Annotated in this window: 16 protein-coding genes; 8 read left to right on the top strand and 8 right to left on the bottom strand. The window is 60.1% G+C overall.

Annotated elements, in window-relative coordinates; genetic code table 11:
* Positions 1 to 11 precede the first annotated feature (11 nt).
* Positions 12 to 911, bottom strand: coding sequence for a DMT family transporter (locus tag J2T09_RS01655; RefSeq protein WP_306830358.1), 900 nt, complete (start codon positions 909 to 911; stop codon positions 12 to 14).
* Between the two features lie 245 nt (positions 912 to 1,156).
* On the opposite strand from J2T09_RS01655, the gene J2T09_RS01650 reads away from it, so the two are divergent.
* Positions 1,157 to 2,512, top strand: coding sequence for an aminotransferase-like domain-containing protein (locus J2T09_RS01650; protein WP_306830791.1), 1,356 nt, complete (start codon positions 1,157 to 1,159; stop codon positions 2,510 to 2,512).
* A 58-nt stretch (positions 2,513 to 2,570) separates the two neighbouring features.
* On the opposite strand, the gene J2T09_RS01645 is transcribed toward J2T09_RS01650, so the two are convergent.
* Entirely contained in the window at positions 2,571 to 2,960 is a 390-nt protein-coding gene (locus J2T09_RS01645; RefSeq protein ID WP_306830356.1) for a hypothetical protein, read from the bottom strand.
* Positions 2,961 to 3,283: 323 nt separating this feature from the next.
* Here J2T09_RS01645 and J2T09_RS01640 point away from each other — a divergent pair, with 323 nt between their 5' ends.
* Entirely contained in the window at positions 3,284 to 3,631 is a 348-nt protein-coding gene (locus J2T09_RS01640) for a hypothetical protein (protein WP_306830354.1), read from the top strand.
* A gap of 4 nt (positions 3,632 to 3,635) precedes the next feature.
* Here the strand turns inward: J2T09_RS01640 and J2T09_RS01635 are convergent, their stop codons facing one another.
* A complete protein-coding gene (locus J2T09_RS01635; protein ID WP_306830352.1) occupies positions 3,636 to 4,661 on the bottom strand; it encodes a YihY/virulence factor BrkB family protein in 1,026 nt (341 codons plus the stop codon).
* A gap of 133 nt (positions 4,662 to 4,794) precedes the next feature.
* Here J2T09_RS01635 and J2T09_RS01630 point away from each other — a divergent pair, with 133 nt between their 5' ends.
* Positions 4,795 to 6,369, top strand: coding sequence for a helicase HerA-like C-terminal domain-containing protein (locus J2T09_RS01630; RefSeq protein ID WP_306830350.1), 1,575 nt, complete (start codon positions 4,795 to 4,797; stop codon positions 6,367 to 6,369).
* Positions 6,370 to 6,596: 227 nt separating this feature from the next.
* Positions 6,597 to 8,186 (top strand): EAL domain-containing protein, encoded by a 1,590-nt coding sequence (locus J2T09_RS01625; RefSeq protein WP_306830347.1) that lies wholly within the window; start codon positions 6,597 to 6,599, stop codon positions 8,184 to 8,186.
* A 13-nt stretch (positions 8,187 to 8,199) separates the two neighbouring features.
* On the opposite strand, the gene J2T09_RS01620 is transcribed toward J2T09_RS01625, so the two are convergent.
* A complete protein-coding gene (locus J2T09_RS01620) occupies positions 8,200 to 8,949 on the bottom strand; it encodes a sulfite exporter TauE/SafE family protein (protein WP_306830345.1) in 750 nt (249 codons plus the stop codon).
* A 236-nt stretch (positions 8,950 to 9,185) separates the two neighbouring features.
* Here J2T09_RS01620 and J2T09_RS01615 point away from each other — a divergent pair, with 236 nt between their 5' ends.
* From J2T09_RS01615 to J2T09_RS01600, 4 genes are all read left to right on the top strand, one after another.
* A complete protein-coding gene (locus tag J2T09_RS01615) occupies positions 9,186 to 9,395 on the top strand; it encodes a hypothetical protein (RefSeq protein ID WP_306830343.1) in 210 nt (69 codons plus the stop codon).
* Between the two features lie 295 nt (positions 9,396 to 9,690).
* Complete coding sequence (locus tag J2T09_RS01610; protein WP_306830341.1) at positions 9,691 to 10,653, top strand: helix-turn-helix domain-containing protein; 963 nt, start codon at positions 9,691 to 9,693, stop codon at positions 10,651 to 10,653.
* 176 nt (positions 10,654 to 10,829) lie between these two features.
* Positions 10,830 to 12,338 carry an aldehyde dehydrogenase gene (gene adh / locus J2T09_RS01605; RefSeq protein WP_306830339.1) on the top strand — a complete coding sequence of 503 codons (1,509 nt, stop codon included), beginning with the start codon at positions 10,830 to 10,832 and terminating at the stop codon, positions 12,336 to 12,338.
* Positions 12,339 to 12,639: 301 nt separating this feature from the next.
* Entirely contained in the window at positions 12,640 to 13,023 is a 384-nt protein-coding gene (locus J2T09_RS01600) for a DUF779 domain-containing protein (protein ID WP_306830336.1), read from the top strand.
* 167 nt (positions 13,024 to 13,190) lie between these two features.
* On the opposite strand, the gene J2T09_RS01595 is transcribed toward J2T09_RS01600, so the two are convergent.
* The 4 genes from J2T09_RS01595 to J2T09_RS01580 are packed head-to-tail and all read right to left on the bottom strand — an operon-like array spanning position 13,191 to position 15,845.
* A complete protein-coding gene (locus J2T09_RS01595) occupies positions 13,191 to 14,003 on the bottom strand; it encodes a VOC family protein (RefSeq protein ID WP_306830334.1) in 813 nt (270 codons plus the stop codon).
* Positions 14,004 to 14,047: 44 nt separating this feature from the next.
* Entirely contained in the window at positions 14,048 to 14,521 is a 474-nt protein-coding gene (locus tag J2T09_RS01590) for a DUF1579 domain-containing protein (protein ID WP_306830332.1), read from the bottom strand.
* On the bottom strand, positions 14,518 to 15,036 hold the full coding sequence (locus tag J2T09_RS01585) for a DUF1579 domain-containing protein (protein ID WP_306830789.1): 519 nt from the start codon (positions 15,034 to 15,036) through the stop codon (positions 14,518 to 14,520). The genes J2T09_RS01590 and J2T09_RS01585 overlap by 4 nt, the downstream gene beginning before the upstream one ends.
* A gap of 41 nt (positions 15,037 to 15,077) precedes the next feature.
* A complete protein-coding gene (locus tag J2T09_RS01580) occupies positions 15,078 to 15,845 on the bottom strand; it encodes a DUF899 domain-containing protein (RefSeq protein WP_306830787.1) in 768 nt (255 codons plus the stop codon).
* Between the last annotated feature and the right edge of the window lie 10 nt (positions 15,846 to 15,855).

Genomic DNA, 15,855 nt, shown 5'->3' with positions numbered 1-15,855 from the left:
TTTGTCACCGCCTACCGGGCAAACCGGCGGGCGGCGGCAACACAGCCGATGACACCGACCGTGGCAACCAGCATCAGCGGCGTCACCGTTTCGCCCAGTAGCGTGGCGGCCAGCGCCAGCCCGAAGAAGGGCTGCAGCAGCTGTAACTGGCCGACCGACGCGGTGCCGCCCTGAGCCAGTCCGCGATACCAGAAGATGAAGCCGATCAGCATGCTGAACAGCGAGACATAGATGAGGCCGCCCCATGCTGGAGCCGCGACCTCGGCAAGGTTTTGCGGCCAGGCGAAAACCATGCCCACGGCCATGACCGGCAACGAAATGGTCAAAGCCCAGCAGATCACCTGCCAGCCGCCCAGCCGTTTCGAGAGGCGAGCGCCTTCGGCATAACCCAGTCCGCAGGCAATCACGGCCGCCAGCATCAGGCTGTCGCCGAGGGGCGAGGCGGTGAGCCCCTGCGATACCGCAAAACCCGCGACCAACACGCTGCCGAGTGCCGAAAACACCCAAAACACCGGTTTCGGCCGCTCGCCGCCGCGCATGACGCCAAAAATTGCGGTCGCCAATGGCAGAAGGCCGATAAAGACGATGGAATGCGCCGAAGTGACATGCTGGAGCGCAATGGCCGTGAGTAGCGGAAACCCGACCACGACGCCGAGCGCGATGACGGCAAGCGACACGAGGTCCGCGGCCGAGGGGCGTTTTTCCCTGAAGGCGAGCAGCAGTGCGAGGCTCAGGATGCCGGCAATGGTGCCGCGTGCGAATGTCAGGAAAAACGGATCGAACCCGGTAACCGCCAGCCGTGTCGCCGGCAGCGAGCCGCTGAAGATGATCACGCCGATCATGCCGTTCACGAGCCCGGCGACGCGGCTGTCGAACGGTCGGTCGAGGGCGGGGCTGACTTGCTGGGTCATGATCTTGTCCTGCTATGTCTGTCTGTTCGTCGGCGCAAGTATTTTGCTTTCGCCAAGCGGAGGCGGGCCGGCAGGCTGACCTATCGCTCAAATCGGCTGGTGCCACCATCGACAGTCTGATACGGTTTGATCGAACTGTTATGGTGTATTGGGCAATACAGATGGATGTGAGCAGCAAGACGCAACGCATAAGTAGCGCGTCCGATGATGCCGGTTTATCCGGCGAGGGCACGACCCGTGTCGGCATGGTGATGGCGACGATCCGCAGCCGTATTGCCGCCCGCAGCCTGACGCCCGGCGCGAAACTTCCCTCGGTGCGCGGGCTTGCCGCCAGCCTGAAGGTCTCGACCTCCACGGTGGTCGATGCCTATGAACGATTGGTGGCGGAAGGGGCGATCCTGTCGCGGCCCGGTTCGGGTTTTTATGTCGCCAGTCAGGCGGCACCGTTTTCACCGGCCGATGTCGGGCCAAAACTCGATCGTGCCGTCGATCCGTTCTGGGTGTCGCGGCAATCGCTGGAAGCGGGTGATGAAACGCTGAAACCCGGCTGCGGCTGGCTGCCGCCTTCTTGGTTGCCGGAGGAAAGCATCCGCAAGGCTCTGCGTGGCCTGTCGCGTTCCAACGGATCCGTGTTGACGGATTATGGCTCACCGCTCCGGCTTGCCGGCCTGCGACAACTGATCGCCCGGCGGCTTTCAGAACACGCGGTTGAAGTGTCGCCGGACCAGATCATGCTGACGGATTCCGGCACGCAGGCGATCGATCTCATTTGCCGACTGCTGCTGGAGCCCGGCGATACGGTTCTGGTCGACGATCCCTGTTATTTCAATTTCCATGCGCTTTTGCGTGCCCACCGTGTAAAAATCGTTGGCGTGCCTTACGGCCCGGCCGGACCCGATGTCGAAGCGTTTGCCAGCGTTCTCGGCGAGCATCGGCCAAAACTCTACATCACCAATTCCGGCATCCATAATCCGACCGGTGCCGTCCTGTCGCCGGTCGTGGCGCACCGCGTGCTGAAACTGGCTGAGCAGTTCGATCTGACGATCGTGGAGGATGATATCTTTGCCGATTTCGAACTCGTCGCGGCACCACGTCTTGCCGCCTTCGACGGGCTGGACCGGGTCATCCAGATCGGCAGTTTTTCCAAAACCCTGTCGGCATCGATGCGCTGCGGTTTCATCGCCACCCGCCGCGAATGGCTGGATGGGCTGACCGACCTGAAGATCGCCACCAGCTTTGCAGGGGCCGCCATGAATGCCGAACTGGTGCGCACGGTTTTGAGCGATGGCGGTTATCGCAAACATATCGAAGCCCTGCGCGGGCGGTTGGCACGGGCGATGGCGGATGTGACGGCAGGATTGAAGGCGATCGGCATTGAGCCGCTGCTTCAGCCGCAGGCTGGCATGTTCTTGTGGTGCCGGCTTCCCGGCAATGCGGATGCCGCCGAGATCGCCCGCTTCGCGCTGGAAAAGGGCGTGGTTCTGGCGCCGGGAAATGTCTTCAGCCTGTCGCAGACGGCCGGCAGCGCCATGCGCTTCAATATTTCGCAGATGAGCGACCACCGCATTTTCGATGTGCTGGCTGATGCACTGAAAACCTGAAACGCAAAAGGCGCGGACATGCCGCGCCTTTCCAGAATTCGGTTGATTGAGGCTTTGATCAGACGAACTGGCTGAGGCCGGGAACGGAAGCAATCACCTGATCGACCACTTCGTCGCCGGCATGTTCGCGGGCAACGGCCATGGTTTCACGGGCAAGTGCTGTAATCTCGCCCATGCCGAGACCCTGCGCCATCAACTGCTGGCCAAGCGCCATCACGCCACCACCGAAACTCGCCATCAGGCCACCGAGCAGACCGCCGCCACCGGCACCCTCGCCATTGAACTGGGCGACCAGTTCCGGTGCGCCGGGAATGGCTTCGATCATCTTGGCAACCGCGCCGTCATCGGCTTCGCGCTGCAGGAAGCCGAGCATCATGCCGATTGCCTTTTCGGCAACATCGGGAGCCAGACCGACATTGTCGGCGATGCGGGATACCAGTTCGTTCATAAGCGTCTCCTCGGAATGTAATTGACGTTTACGTTAAAGTCATTCGCACTGGCGGGCAACGGGGGCGCAGGTCGAAAACGAAAGAATTTTCTTCGTTATGCCGCGTGTGTTTGCCCATTGCGCACCGCGCCCGAATGACAATTATCAGGTCATGAAGAGGCTTAGCATGTGGATGCTGTGAGTGAAGCATGTGTTTGGGCAATCAACCGTTTCGTGAAGGGATGAATTGCCGCAGTGTCTGGGCTGGTCGTTGATATCAAGCCGTTGAAAGATGCGTGTGCAAATGTCCGTCACATCGATATCGAAAAGAAAACAGTTTCCAGATGATCAAGATCGAGATCCTGCATGACGGTGTCGTCATTGGTACAAGCGACATCGAGGCTTCGGACCCGCCCATGGGGGTGGCGTCAGGAGCGTTTACGCCGACCGAGGCCTATAAGCCTGTTGATCATGCATTCTGGATCGATCTGGATTGCAGAGAGCCGGGTGACGAAATCGACCTTGCGGCGCGATGTGCCGAATTCGGCATCATCCGGTGCGCCGGTGTGGTGATTGAGGATGCCAGCGATTTGGGCGAGGGACGACAGGTGACTGTCCTTGGCATGTATCATGACGATTATGAGGTGGCTTTTGCCAACGATGTCGCCTTCCGCGAATATTACCAGGCATAAACGTTTACGACGTCTCCCCGATCGTATCCGCCATATAAGCCCCCCGCTCACCCATCGGCTGTTCCGGGCCGGTGGTCGAATCCCGTGCCGTCTGGTGTTCCAGTTCCGCATTGATCTCGGCGCCGATGACGATGATGATCGTCGAAATCCAGGTCCAGACCATGAAGCCGATGAGCGCGCCGAGTGCGCCATAGGTGGCGTTGTAGTTGGCGATATGGGAGAGATAGAAGGAGACGCCGATCGAGGCCGCCAGCCAGGCGAGGCTGGAAAAGACCGCGCCCCATGTCAGCCACTGGATACGCGCCGGCTCGCGGCTCGGGCCATAACGGTAAAGCACGGCAATGCCGGTCGTCACGAACAAGAGCATGATCGGCCAGCGCGAAAAGCGGATGATCATTTCCGCCCATTGCTCCAGCCACAGGAAGGACAGGACTGCCGGTACAAGGCCCAGGCCTGTCAGTACAACGATGGCGACGAGGATTGCCCCCAGTGTGAACAGGAGCGAGATCATGTTGAGTTTGAAGATATTGCGCTTTTCCTTTTCACCATAGGCGACGTTCATCGCCTCGAACATCGCCTTCATGCCGGCATTGGCACTCCACAGCGCCAGCGCGAGACCGCCGAACAGACCGATGTTAAGGGTGGTTCGACCCTGCTGGGTCAGGCTGCGCAACTGGTCGAGAAACAGATCGAGCGCATTGGGTGGCATGATCATGCTTAAAAAGGTGATGCGGTCGGCAAGTTTGGTGGGGTCTGCGACAAAACCGTAAAGCGACACCATCGCCGTCATGGCCGGGAAAAGCGCGAGCAGCAGATAATAGGTGACACCGGCGGCGACCAGCAGAACGCGGTCGCTCTCGATCGAATAGAACACGCGCCAGAAAACATCCTTGAGACCACGGGCTGGAATATCGGCCGGCGTTTCCGCCTCGCGGCCTCGCGCCTTGTCGATCGGGGACGTGTTCAATGGGGCAGTGTCGGTGGCCGGTGGCTTGATCTGCGAAAACGTCTCTGCCGTATCGGCTGCCATGATTTGCTCTCCCCGCCCAGATATGCCGACGCTTGACCAAGCGGCTTCTCGTTGCCGAGACGGCAGTCTCGTCCTATACAGGACATTCTAAATTGGCATTTCATCGATAACGCGAAGAGCGGGAAGCGGTTGCATGGTTGATGCGGGAAAACTCTTGATCGGCGGCAGCCGAAAGCCGGACGACAGTTTCAAGGAAGCCGAATATCTCGAACTGAAATTCGGCAATCGCCATGGCCTCATCACCGGCGCCACCGGCACCGGCAAGACGGTGACGCTTCAGGTTCTGGCGGAAGAGTTTTCGGCCGCCGGCGTGCCGGTCTTCTGCTCCGATATCAAGGGTGACCTCTCCGGCATCGCCGCCATGGGCGAGCCCAAGGATTTTCTGCTCAAGCGCGCCGAGCAGATCCAGTATGCCGATTACGATTTCACGAAATTCCCGGTGATGTTCTGGGATCTCTACGGTGAAAAGGGCCACCGTGTCCGCGCCACCATCGCGGAGATGGGCCCGCTTCTGCTTGCACGGCTGATGGATGCGTCGGATGCGCAGGAAGGCGTCTTGAACATCGCCTTCAAGATTGCCGATCAGGGCGGACTGCCGCTTTTGGACCTGAAAGACCTGCAGGCGCTGCTCAATTACATGGGTGAACATGCCGGTGAAATTTCAACGCAGTTCGGTTTCGTCTCGAAAGCGTCGGTCGGTTCGCTGCAGCGTGGCCTGCTGACGCTCGAGCAGCAGGGCGCCATTCATTTCTTCGGTGAACCGGCCTTGCAGATCAGCGATATCATGCGGGTTGCGCCGGATGGTCGCGGCATGATCTCGGTTCTCGCCGCCGACAAGCTGATGATGAACCCGCGGCTTTACGCGACCTTCCTGCTCTGGATGCTGTCGGAGCTCTTTGAAGAACTGCCGGAAGTCGGTGATCCGGAAAAGCCGAAACTGGTGTTCTTTTTCGATGAGGCGCATCTGCTGTTTTCCGAGGCGCCAAAAGTACTGCTGGAACGTGTCGAACAGGTCGTGCGCCTGATCCGCTCCAAGGGTGTCGGCGTCTATTTCGTTACCCAGAACCCGCTCGACGTGCCGGAAACCGTGCTTGCCCAGCTCGGCAACCGCGTGCAGCATGCGCTGCGCGCCTATACGCCGCGCGAACAGAAAGCGGTCAAAACCGCTGCCGATACCTTTCGCGCCAACCCGGAATTCAATACCGACGAGGCGATCACCCAGCTTGGTACCGGCGAGGCACTCGTCTCGACGCTGGAAGGCAAGGGTGCGCCTTCGATGGTGGAGCGCACGCTCATTCGCCCGCCATCGGCGCGGATCGGGCCGATCAGCGAGCCGGAGCGCAGCCAGATCATGAACATGAGCCCGGTTGCAGGTGTCTACGATCGTGATATCGACCGTGAATCCGCTTTCGAAATCCTTGCTGCCCGCGCCAAGAAGGTGGCGGATGCGGAGGCCGCCAAACGGCAGGCTGAAGAGGCGCCGACTGAGAACAACAGCGCTGCCGGTCGCTGGAGTCTGCCGGGTTTTGGCGATGCGCAGGAGGACGAAGCGGCTGCAAAACCCGCCGCCAAGGGGCGTTCCGGTTATCAGCGCGAAACGGTGATCGAAGCGGCGATGAAAAGTGCCGCGCGTTCGGTGGCCTCAAGCGTTGCCAACCAGATCGGCCGGGCATTGGTGCGCGGTATTCTGGGCAGCCTGAAACGGTAGGCAGGTTTCGGTATCGCGGCTGGTGGAAGGATATGCATCGGCCGCGGTGCTTTCGGCTTCAAAATGCGCCGGGTTCGATACTCTGCGCGGATGTGCAAAGCACACGAAACCCCATATCACGAAAGGCTTATAAGTATTGGAGCCGTCGATTTTTCCTATTCTGGAGACGTTGTTTTAATATCTTCCCTCTAGCGATTGTCGCATAACCGCATGGGGGCTGAGCGGCGTTGAAACGATCGCGTGTTATTCTGGAAGCCACGATCCTGGCCTTTCTCGGCGCGCTGCTCCCGTTGTGCCTGACCATCTATGCCGCCTGGTCCTTTTCGCTGCGTGTGGAAGAGGATCGGTTGATGAGTATCGCCGCTCAGGCAGCGACACGGGCCGAGCGATCCTTCACCGATGCTGCCACGACCCTCAGAACACTGGGCGGGCGCCGGTTCATATCCTGCACGGATGCGCATATCGGCGAGATGCGCCGTCTTGTGATCAACGCCCGTACGGTTGAGGAAATCGGTTATATCGAGGACGGCATCCTCAAATGCACGTCATGGGGCGCCGAAAGCCGGTCGGTGAAAGAGCTGACGCCGGATTTCACCATCGGGCCGGATATCAAGGCCTGGGTCGATGTGGTGCCTCTGGTCACCGGCGCCAATCCGATGAGCGTCGTTCAGGTCGGCCCCTACAATGCCCTTGTCGATCCCGGCCGTCTGGTCGAAGTGTTGGCCGATCAAAGCGCTGCGGTGGTGATTACCGCGCCGAATGGCGTGGTGACCGCGACGCTGAACGCACCGGATACGGATCTTACCGACAAGCTGGGCCGTGACACGGCAAAGGGCACTGTCGGCGACACTATCTATGCCGTTCACAGCAAGGGTGGCTGGACGGCTGCCGCCGTCAGCCCCACCAATGGCCTGTTTGGGTTGTTTACCCGCGAACACTGGCTTTTCCTGGTCTTCGGGTCATTCGCGACGCTCGTCATCATCGCTCTCGTCATCCGCATGTCGCGCAAGCGCCTGTCGCCGCTGGGCGAATTGGCCATCGCCGTGCGCAAGCGCGAATTCGTCGTCCATTACCAGCCTATCATCGAGCTTTCATCCGGCCTTTGCGTCGGTGCCGAGGCGCTGGTGCGCTGGCAGCGACCAGATGGCTCGGTTGTTCGCCCGGACCTGTTCATTCCGCTGGCCGAACAGAGCGGGCTCATTCAACCGATCACCGATCAGGTCATCGATGCGATCGGCCGGGATCTCGGGCAGCTGTTCAGGCAGCACCGCTCGCTACATGTCGCCATCAATTTCGCCGCTGACGATTTCAAGACCGGTCGTGTGCTGGAAACGGTCGGGCAGAGGCTCGGAAGCCGCGGTTTCGCCAACGACCAGATCTGGCTGGAAGCGACCGAACGCGGGCTGATGGATATCGATGAAGCCCGCAAGACGATCGCGGAAGCGCGCACACGCGGGTATGCGGTGGCAATCGATGATTTCGGCACGGGTTATTCCAGCCTGCAATATCTGCAGAGCCTGCCGCTCGATGCGCTGAAGATCGACAAATCCTTCGTCGATGCCATCAACCGCCAGACGGCCACCAGTGCCGTCATTGCCCATATCATCGATATGGCGAAATCGCTCAATCTGTCGATCATCGCCGAAGGCGTCGAAACGCGCGAACAGGCGGAATATCTGCTCGATCACGGCGTGGAATTCTGTCAGGGCTGGTTTTATGCCAAGGCGATGCCGGCGGCCGATTTTATCGCCTATGTCGAGACCAGCCTGCAGAGGCATGACAGCGGCGTCGTCATGCTGAGCCGCGCCAAGGCCTGAGGTTCTGCGCCACCTATTGCCACAGGGGACGTAGCGCCAGTTCCGTTCCAAGCAGGCCGATGCAGATCAGAAAACCACGCCGGAAGGCGGTGGGGCTGATGCGATGGCGCAGGACCTGCCCGGTCCACATGCCGGCAAGTGCCGGCGCGATCGCCGCTGCCGATAAAGCCAGATTGCCAAAGCCGATACTGCCATGCGCGGCAAGTCCGAGCGAAAGCGCAATGGTCGAGACGGTGAAGGACAGGCCAAGCGCCTGGACGAGATCGTCGCGGGAAAAGCCGAGTGCCTGCAGATAAGGCACGGCGGGTACAACAAAAACGCCGGTGGCACCGGTGACGAGACCGGTCAGCATCCCGACAAGCGGTGATGCCCAGCGTTCGGTTGAGGCCGGGACGGAAAGCTGCCGGCCGGACAAGGTATAGAGCGCATAGGCGATCAGCACGCAGCCGAGGGCACTGCCCGTCCAGGCGGTGTCGGCGCTCAGCAGGGCGCTGCTTGCAATGGTGCCGACGAGGATGGTGACCATCATCGGCCAGAGGCGGCGCGCGATTATGCCAAGGCTCGGACCGGAAAACAGTTGCCAGACATTGGTGACGAAAGAGGGGATGAGCAGCAGCCCCGCTGCCGCCACCGGCGAGATCAGGGCACCCAGCAGCCCCATGGCGACGGTCGGCAGGCCCATGCCGGTGACGCCCTTGACCAGGCCGGCGATGAGAAATGTGCCGATGAAGGCGGCGAGAAAGGGAAGGGTCAGGTCACTCATGTGCAGTTTATGTCATGATGGCGGATCGATGCTCAAGTCTCAGGTTCGCTCAACGCTTTGAGCTCGCTCGAAGGATGTCTGCGGGGCCGTTTGTTTTGGTCGCAATCATCTCACACGGCGCTAGCATCTTTGTGATCCGGTGTTGACGTGATGTGTGGGGTGAAACCTTATTCCCGTCCGTTTCGTCTCTCAAATATGGCGCATCGATATTCATAGCGCGCCCCATGGAGAGGCACATGCTCGTATTACGTCGAGTGCTCGATCAATTCTGCGAAACGAACCAGGTACCGCTGGATGACCCGCTGGCTATTGCTGCTGCGCAGGAACTGGTGCGTCTGTGGCAGAGCGGCGATCCGACCGAGGCGGAACTTGCGTCCGATCTCGCACATCTAACGGCCGCGCGCCATGGTGCAGCGGTCCCCGCCGGAATGGAATTACAGTTCTGAAACAGGCCAATGGAACCGATATCCTTCAGAGCCGTTGTCTTCTTAAGCACTTCGGTCGGCAAGCAATATCAGTCAACGAAGGCTCCGGCACCCTGACCGAATTTCACGGGGTTTTCACTTCAGCACAATTCTCTCGGCCCGCTTCAGGCGGGCCATTTCTTTTTGCACGTGACTTTGAGGTCCGGCTGGCGGGCCTCTTGCTGGCAGTCGCATCACTTGCTAGTTTGCGAAAAGATACCTCGTGTTTCGCGGAGGAGGACCCGATGCACGGATTTGATCTGGGCGAGGTGTGCCCATGACGCTACAGCCGATGGCGCATGCCGATCATGTCTATTCGAGTGCCACCGGAAATGCAGCGGCGGCGAGTTCGCCCGTTGTCGCGTCCTGGCGGCGCTGCATGGTCATGCATCATCTGGCACCGGAAGATGACCGCCGGCCGGTGCGGCTGACAGAGGCACAATTCCTGCAGGCGCGACAGGCATCGGAGCGGCTGATTGCCGAGGCCGCCGATGAACTTGACCGCCTGTTTTCCACCGTCGGGCGATCCGGCTGCTGCCTGCTTCTGACCGACAGGAACGGCGTCGCTCTGGAACGGCGCGGTGCTGCCGGTGACGACAAGGCTTTTCACGATCTCGGGCTCTGGACCTCGTCGGTCTGGACGGAAGCCAGTATCGGAACCAATGGCATCGGCACGGCGCTTGCCGACGAACGCGCCGTATCGATTTTCCGCGACCAGCACTTCTTTTCGTCCAATATCCGGCTGAGCTGCACCACGGCGCCGATCCGTGATCATCGTGGCGAGCTGGCGGCGGCGCTCGACATTTCCACCTGCCGCGATGATGTCAGCGAAATGGTCTTGTCGATCATTTCCCAGACGGTGCGCGATGCGGCTTTGCGCATCGAGCTCAATCTCTTTCGTTCGGCCTTTCCCGGTGCGCGGTTCCTGATGGTGCCGCAGGCCGCCCATAATGCCGCGGCACTGATCGCGGTCGATCGCAACGACATGGTGATCGGCGCCACACGTGCCGCCCGTCTGGCGCGGAAACTCGACGATGTGAGGATCGCCGCCGGCATTCCGGCCGCCGATGCGCTGGATGAAAGTGCCGGTGACGGTGCAGGTGATCTGATGGAGGCGGAGCGTGCCGCCCTGACGCGCGCCCTGTCTCGCGCAAATGGCAATGTTTCGCAGGCGGCGATCGCGCTCGGCATGAGCCGCGCCACCCTTCACCGCAAGATGAAGCGTTTCGGCCTGCATTGATCCAGGGCAACATTGCCGCGCTGCGGCATGCTTTGTGTAGGGCGACTGTCGCAGGCTTGCGACAGTGTGCGCTGCCATATGGCCACAACATGCTTTTCGTCAGAGGCGTTCCGCCGCAGGTTTTCTCCCAGACCGGACAATGAGCCGGGAAGCTGGATATCAGGGAGGATAATTCCATGCTGCATCAGAAAATCGTCGAATCGCCGTTCAAGCTGAAATACGGCAACTATATCGGTGGCGAGTGGAGGGAGCCGATCGGCGGCAAATATTTCGACAACATCACCCCGGTTACCGGTGCAAAAATCTGCGAAATCCCGCGCTCCGATGAAAAGGATATCAACGCCGCGCTCGATTCGGCCCATGCGGCGAAAGACAAATGGGGCCGCACCGCGCCGGCCGAACGCTCCAATATCCTGATGAAAATCGCGAGCCGCATGGAGGACAAGCTCGAAGTGCTTGCGCAGGCGGAAACCTGGGACAATGGCAAGCCGATCCGCGAAACCATGGCGGCCGACATTCCTCTGGCGATCGACCATTTCCGCTATTTCGCCTCCTGCATTCGCGCGCAGGAGGGCTCGATCGGCGAAATCGACAACGACACCGTCGCCTATCATTTCCATGAGCCACTGGGCGTGGTCGGCCAGATCATCCCGTGGAACTTTCCGATCCTGATGGCCGCCTGGAAACTGGCGCCTGCCCTTGCCGCCGGCAATTGCGTTGTCATCAAGCCGGCCGAACAGACACCGGCCTCGCTGCTGGTCTGGGCCGAAATCATCGGTGATCTCCTGCCCCCGGGCGTCTTGAACATCGTCAACGGTTTTGGCCTCGAAGCCGGCAAGCCGTTGGCGTCCAGCCCGCGTATCGCAAAAATCGCCTTCACCGGCGAAACCACGACTGGTCGGCTGATCATGCAATATGCCAGCCAGAACCTCATTCCGGTCACGCTTGAACTCGGCGGCAAATCACCGAACATCTTCTTTGCCGACGTGGCCAACGAGGACGACGACTTCTTTGACAAGGCGCTAGAAGGGTTTGCGATGTTCGCCCTCAACCAGGGCGAGGTCTGCACATGCCCCAGCCGCGCGCTGGTGCATGAAAGCATTTACGACCGCTTCATGGAGCGCGCCGTGAAACGTGTCGAAGCCATCGTGCAGGGCAATCCGCTCGACAGTGCCACGATGATCGGCGCGCAGGCTTCCACCGAGCAGATGGAAAAGATCCTCGCCTATCTCGACATCGGCAAACAGGAAGGTGCCGAGGTGCTGACCGGCGGTTCGCGCAACGATCTCGGCGGCGATCTGGCCAACGGTTATTACATCAAGCCGACGGTGTTTGCCGGTCACAACAAGATGCGCGTCTTCCAGGAGGAAATTTTTGGACCGGTGGTTTCGGTCGCCAAGTTCAAGGATGAGGACGAGGCGCTCTCTATCGCCAACGACACGCTTTACGGACTCGGCGCCGGTGTGTGGACGCGTGATGGCAACCGCGCCTATCGTTTCGGCCGCGAGATTCAGGCGGGCCGTGTCTGGACCAATTGTTACCATGCCTATCCGGCGCATGCGGCTTTTGGCGGCTACAAGCAGTCCGGCATCGGTCGCGAGACCCACAAGATGATGCTCGATCATTACCAGCAGACCAAGAACATGCTGGTGAGCTATAGCCCGAAAAAGCTCGGCTTCTTCTGACGATCGGCCTGAATTCGCCTCGCCGGGCTGCAAATGGCGTCTTCTACGCTTGCCGAGTGCTCATGGACTTTAAGTCCACTCCGCTCCGGTTCTCGAAGCCACCATTTTCGCCACGGCGGGGCAAATTCCGGGCTCGATCGTCAGCGTCGGCGCTCTTCCCTTGTCGAACGCACCTTCGGGAGGAACCGAGACGGCGTGGCATATCCCTTCTCCTCGCTGGCGGGGAGAAGGTGGCGGAGCGAAGTGAGCCGGATGAGGGGCAGCAGCACCGCAACGGCCCCATCCCCCAGAAAGGATTTTCATGGAAACCACCATCAACGGTGAACCACGCGTGATCGCCACCGACGCGGCGCTTGCTCTCATCACCGAAATACAGGCGGATTACCCAAAAATCCTGTTTCACCAGTCGGGCGGTTGTTGCGACGGGTCGTCACCGATGTGTTATCCGGCGGATGATTTTATCGTCGGCGATCATGATGTGAAGCTGGGCGAGATCGGCGGCGTGCCGGTGTTCATCAGCGCCAGCCAGTTCGAGGCGTGGAAACATACACAACTGATCATAGACGTGGTGCCGGGCCGAGGCGGCATGTTCTCGCTCGACAATGGCCGCGAAAAACGCTTCCTCACCCGCTCGCGCATGTTCGGCGGGGGAGAGGCTTGCGCCGTGCCGGCTGCCAATGCCTGACCAATATGAGTATCCGGGGCGCCTCCCGGCCCCGGCGTGGGACGACCGTAACGGAAAAGACGGCGGTTGACCGGCATGCGGCTTCAGCGGGGTCGTGTGGATGGCCCCGCTCGTACCCGTTGTCGGTCGTCCCACGGCGTTCTGATGCCGTGGATTGGGTCTTGGGGTCAGCGCTTGCCGGCGGTCAGGCAGAAAAATGCGCCCTGCGGATCAAGGGCCTGCACGATCCAGCTGCCGCCGGGCACTTCCACCGGTCCGTTGATGATCTGGCCACCAGCGGCCGTCACGCGCTCGATCGCGGCATCGATGGCATCAACGATGAAATAATAACACCAGCAGGACATCGGCACGCCTTCCGGCTTCGTCATCATGCCGCCGGTCATCTCGCCGCCATGGGCGAAAACGCGATAAGTGCCAATCGGGCCCATGTCGTAGTCATTATCCTTCGTCCAGCCGAAGATTTTCGAATAAAACTCGAAAGCTTCCTCGCCATCGCCGGCATAAAGTTCGCGCCAGCCGACATTGCCGGGATCGTAAGGACCGAGTTCGCGCGGCGGGTTTTCTGGCGGGATCGGTTTCATGATACACAGAACCGCGCAGGACGGATCCGCCACCACGGCAAAACGGCCGATGCCGGGAATGTCCTCCGGTTCGCGCTGTACGCGGCCACCATTTGCAAGATAATCACGGCAGGTCTCGTCGACATCATCGACGGCGACGTAACCCGTCCAGTTCGCAGGGATTTTACCCTCCAGTTCCGGCGGAAAATGCATCATGCCGCCGATGCCCGGGCAATTGTCGCCTTCACCCATTTCGAACAGGAAATAGGCAGGCAGGTCCGGCATGGGAACCTCCTTCACCTTCCAGCCGATGACGGCGGAATAAAAATCACCGGCAGCCTTGGTGTCCGATGTCATCAGTTCGGTCCAGATGAACTTGCCGTGTGTTTCCGATCTTGTTTTCGTCGCGGTCTGCAGCATAGGTTTCTCCTCCCGTCTGTCTGCGGATCATCCCTTGATCAGGGTCAGCGAATGCGCGTGTAGTTCAGGTCCTGAAAAGTCTGCCAACTGCCATCCGGCTGTTTTGTCGCGGAGGTGAAAAGCCGGTGGTTTTCATCTTCGAAAACGATCTGCTCGCGGTAGTCGGCGATCTTGCCTTCGATCTCGCAATCCGGACCGGTCGTGTAGAGGCTGAGCGTATTGCCGTCTGCGGAAAACTCGCCCTCATAGACCCACAACATGCCCATCATCGAACCCAGCCAGGTGCCGACATATTTGCGTTTGTCGGGGTCGTAGCCGACGGTCAGAATGGTCTTGGCGGTGCCGCCGGGCACATCGCCTTCACCCTCAGCGATATACCACATGCCGTCCAGCGACCGGCATGTCTCGGTCCAGTGTGCATCCGGTCCGGTGATCGAGGATTTGGCATCCCAGGTTCCGACCATGCGCTCCAGTGCACGATGCTCGGCCTGTGGTTTAAACATGTCGACTGCGCTCATCGTTCTCTCCTTTTGGGGTTCGAGCAGGTGGGCGGCGTGGCGGAAGGGTTTCGGGCCCGGCGCCGGTAATGGGCTTCCATGAACTGTTTCCAGCTACCATCCGGTTGTTTGGCGCTGGAATTGAAGGTGCGGTGATCGTCGCTCAGAAAGGTGATCTGTTCGCGGTAATCGGCAAGGCCTTCGCCGCTCATCGAAGGACCGGTCGTATAAAGGCTGAGCGTCTTGCCGTCGGCTTCGACCTCGCCTTCATAAACCCAGAGATTGTCCATCATCGAACCGAGCCAGGTGCCGACATATTTGCCCTTGGCTGCATCATAACCAAGGGTGAGCATGGTGGTGGCCGGGCCTTCGCCGCCCGGCATGTCGCCCTTGCCCTCGGCAATCACCCAGATGCGGGAGAGGGATCGGACGGTTTCCACCCAAGGCGTTTCGCCGCTCATTTCGGACGTGACGTCCCATATGCCGACCAGCCTTTCGAGAAACGCGTGTTCACTACGCGGTTTTGCCATGACCATGGTCATGTTTCTTCTCCCTTGTGTCTTGGCCTTAAGTCATCTCAATGGCAGCAGGATGAAGCCGCCGCCGCTCCGGGTTTCTGGTCATATTCGTCGTGACGCTTGAGAAAACTCATCGTCGAGGTTTCGTTGCGTCCCAAAGGCGCGCGGTCGAGCAGCATCAGCGTGCCGCAGACTTCCTCTCCACCACGGGCATAGGTCGAATAGGTGTGGAAGATTTCGCCCTCGGCATTGCGATAGAAAGAAGACATGCCGTGTTCCTCATCGGCGATCTGATCGGCAGGAACCTTGCGGTAGTTGTATTCGACGCTGCCGGATGCCTGATCTTCAGCCGAAAACGACACGTCGTAATCGTAATTGAAGTCGCTGCCGAACGAGGACACCCAGGGAAAATTCCAGTCCATGCGATGGCGATAGGCCTCGATTTTCGAGAGAGGCGCGCGCGACACGGCGACCCAGGTGACATCGTGATTGTTCAAGTGCGGCAGCGCGCCTTCGATATGGTCGCAGAAAAAGGAGCAGCCGATACAGCCCTCGTCCCAATCGGGGCCGAGCATGAAATGGTAGACCAGAAGCTGGCTGCGGCCTTCGAAAAGATCATGCAGGCTCTTGGCGCCGGTCTGCGTGTCGAAAGTGTAATCCTTGTCCACCTTCACCCAGGGCAGGGCCTGTCGCGCCGCGCGCACCTTGTCGCGAAGGCGGGTTTCTTCCTTTTCCAGTTCCAGCAGTTTGAGGCGCGCATCGCGCCATGCCTCGCGGCTCACCACGCTGTTTTCGGGTTCGGTCTTTGCGGAAACGGTCGCATCCATCATCAGGTCT

The organism is Neorhizobium huautlense (genome assembly GCF_030811685.1).
Classification (GTDB): domain Bacteria; phylum Pseudomonadota; class Alphaproteobacteria; order Rhizobiales; family Rhizobiaceae; genus Neorhizobium; species Neorhizobium huautlense_A.
This window is presented reverse-complemented; position numbering and strand designations above follow the sequence as displayed.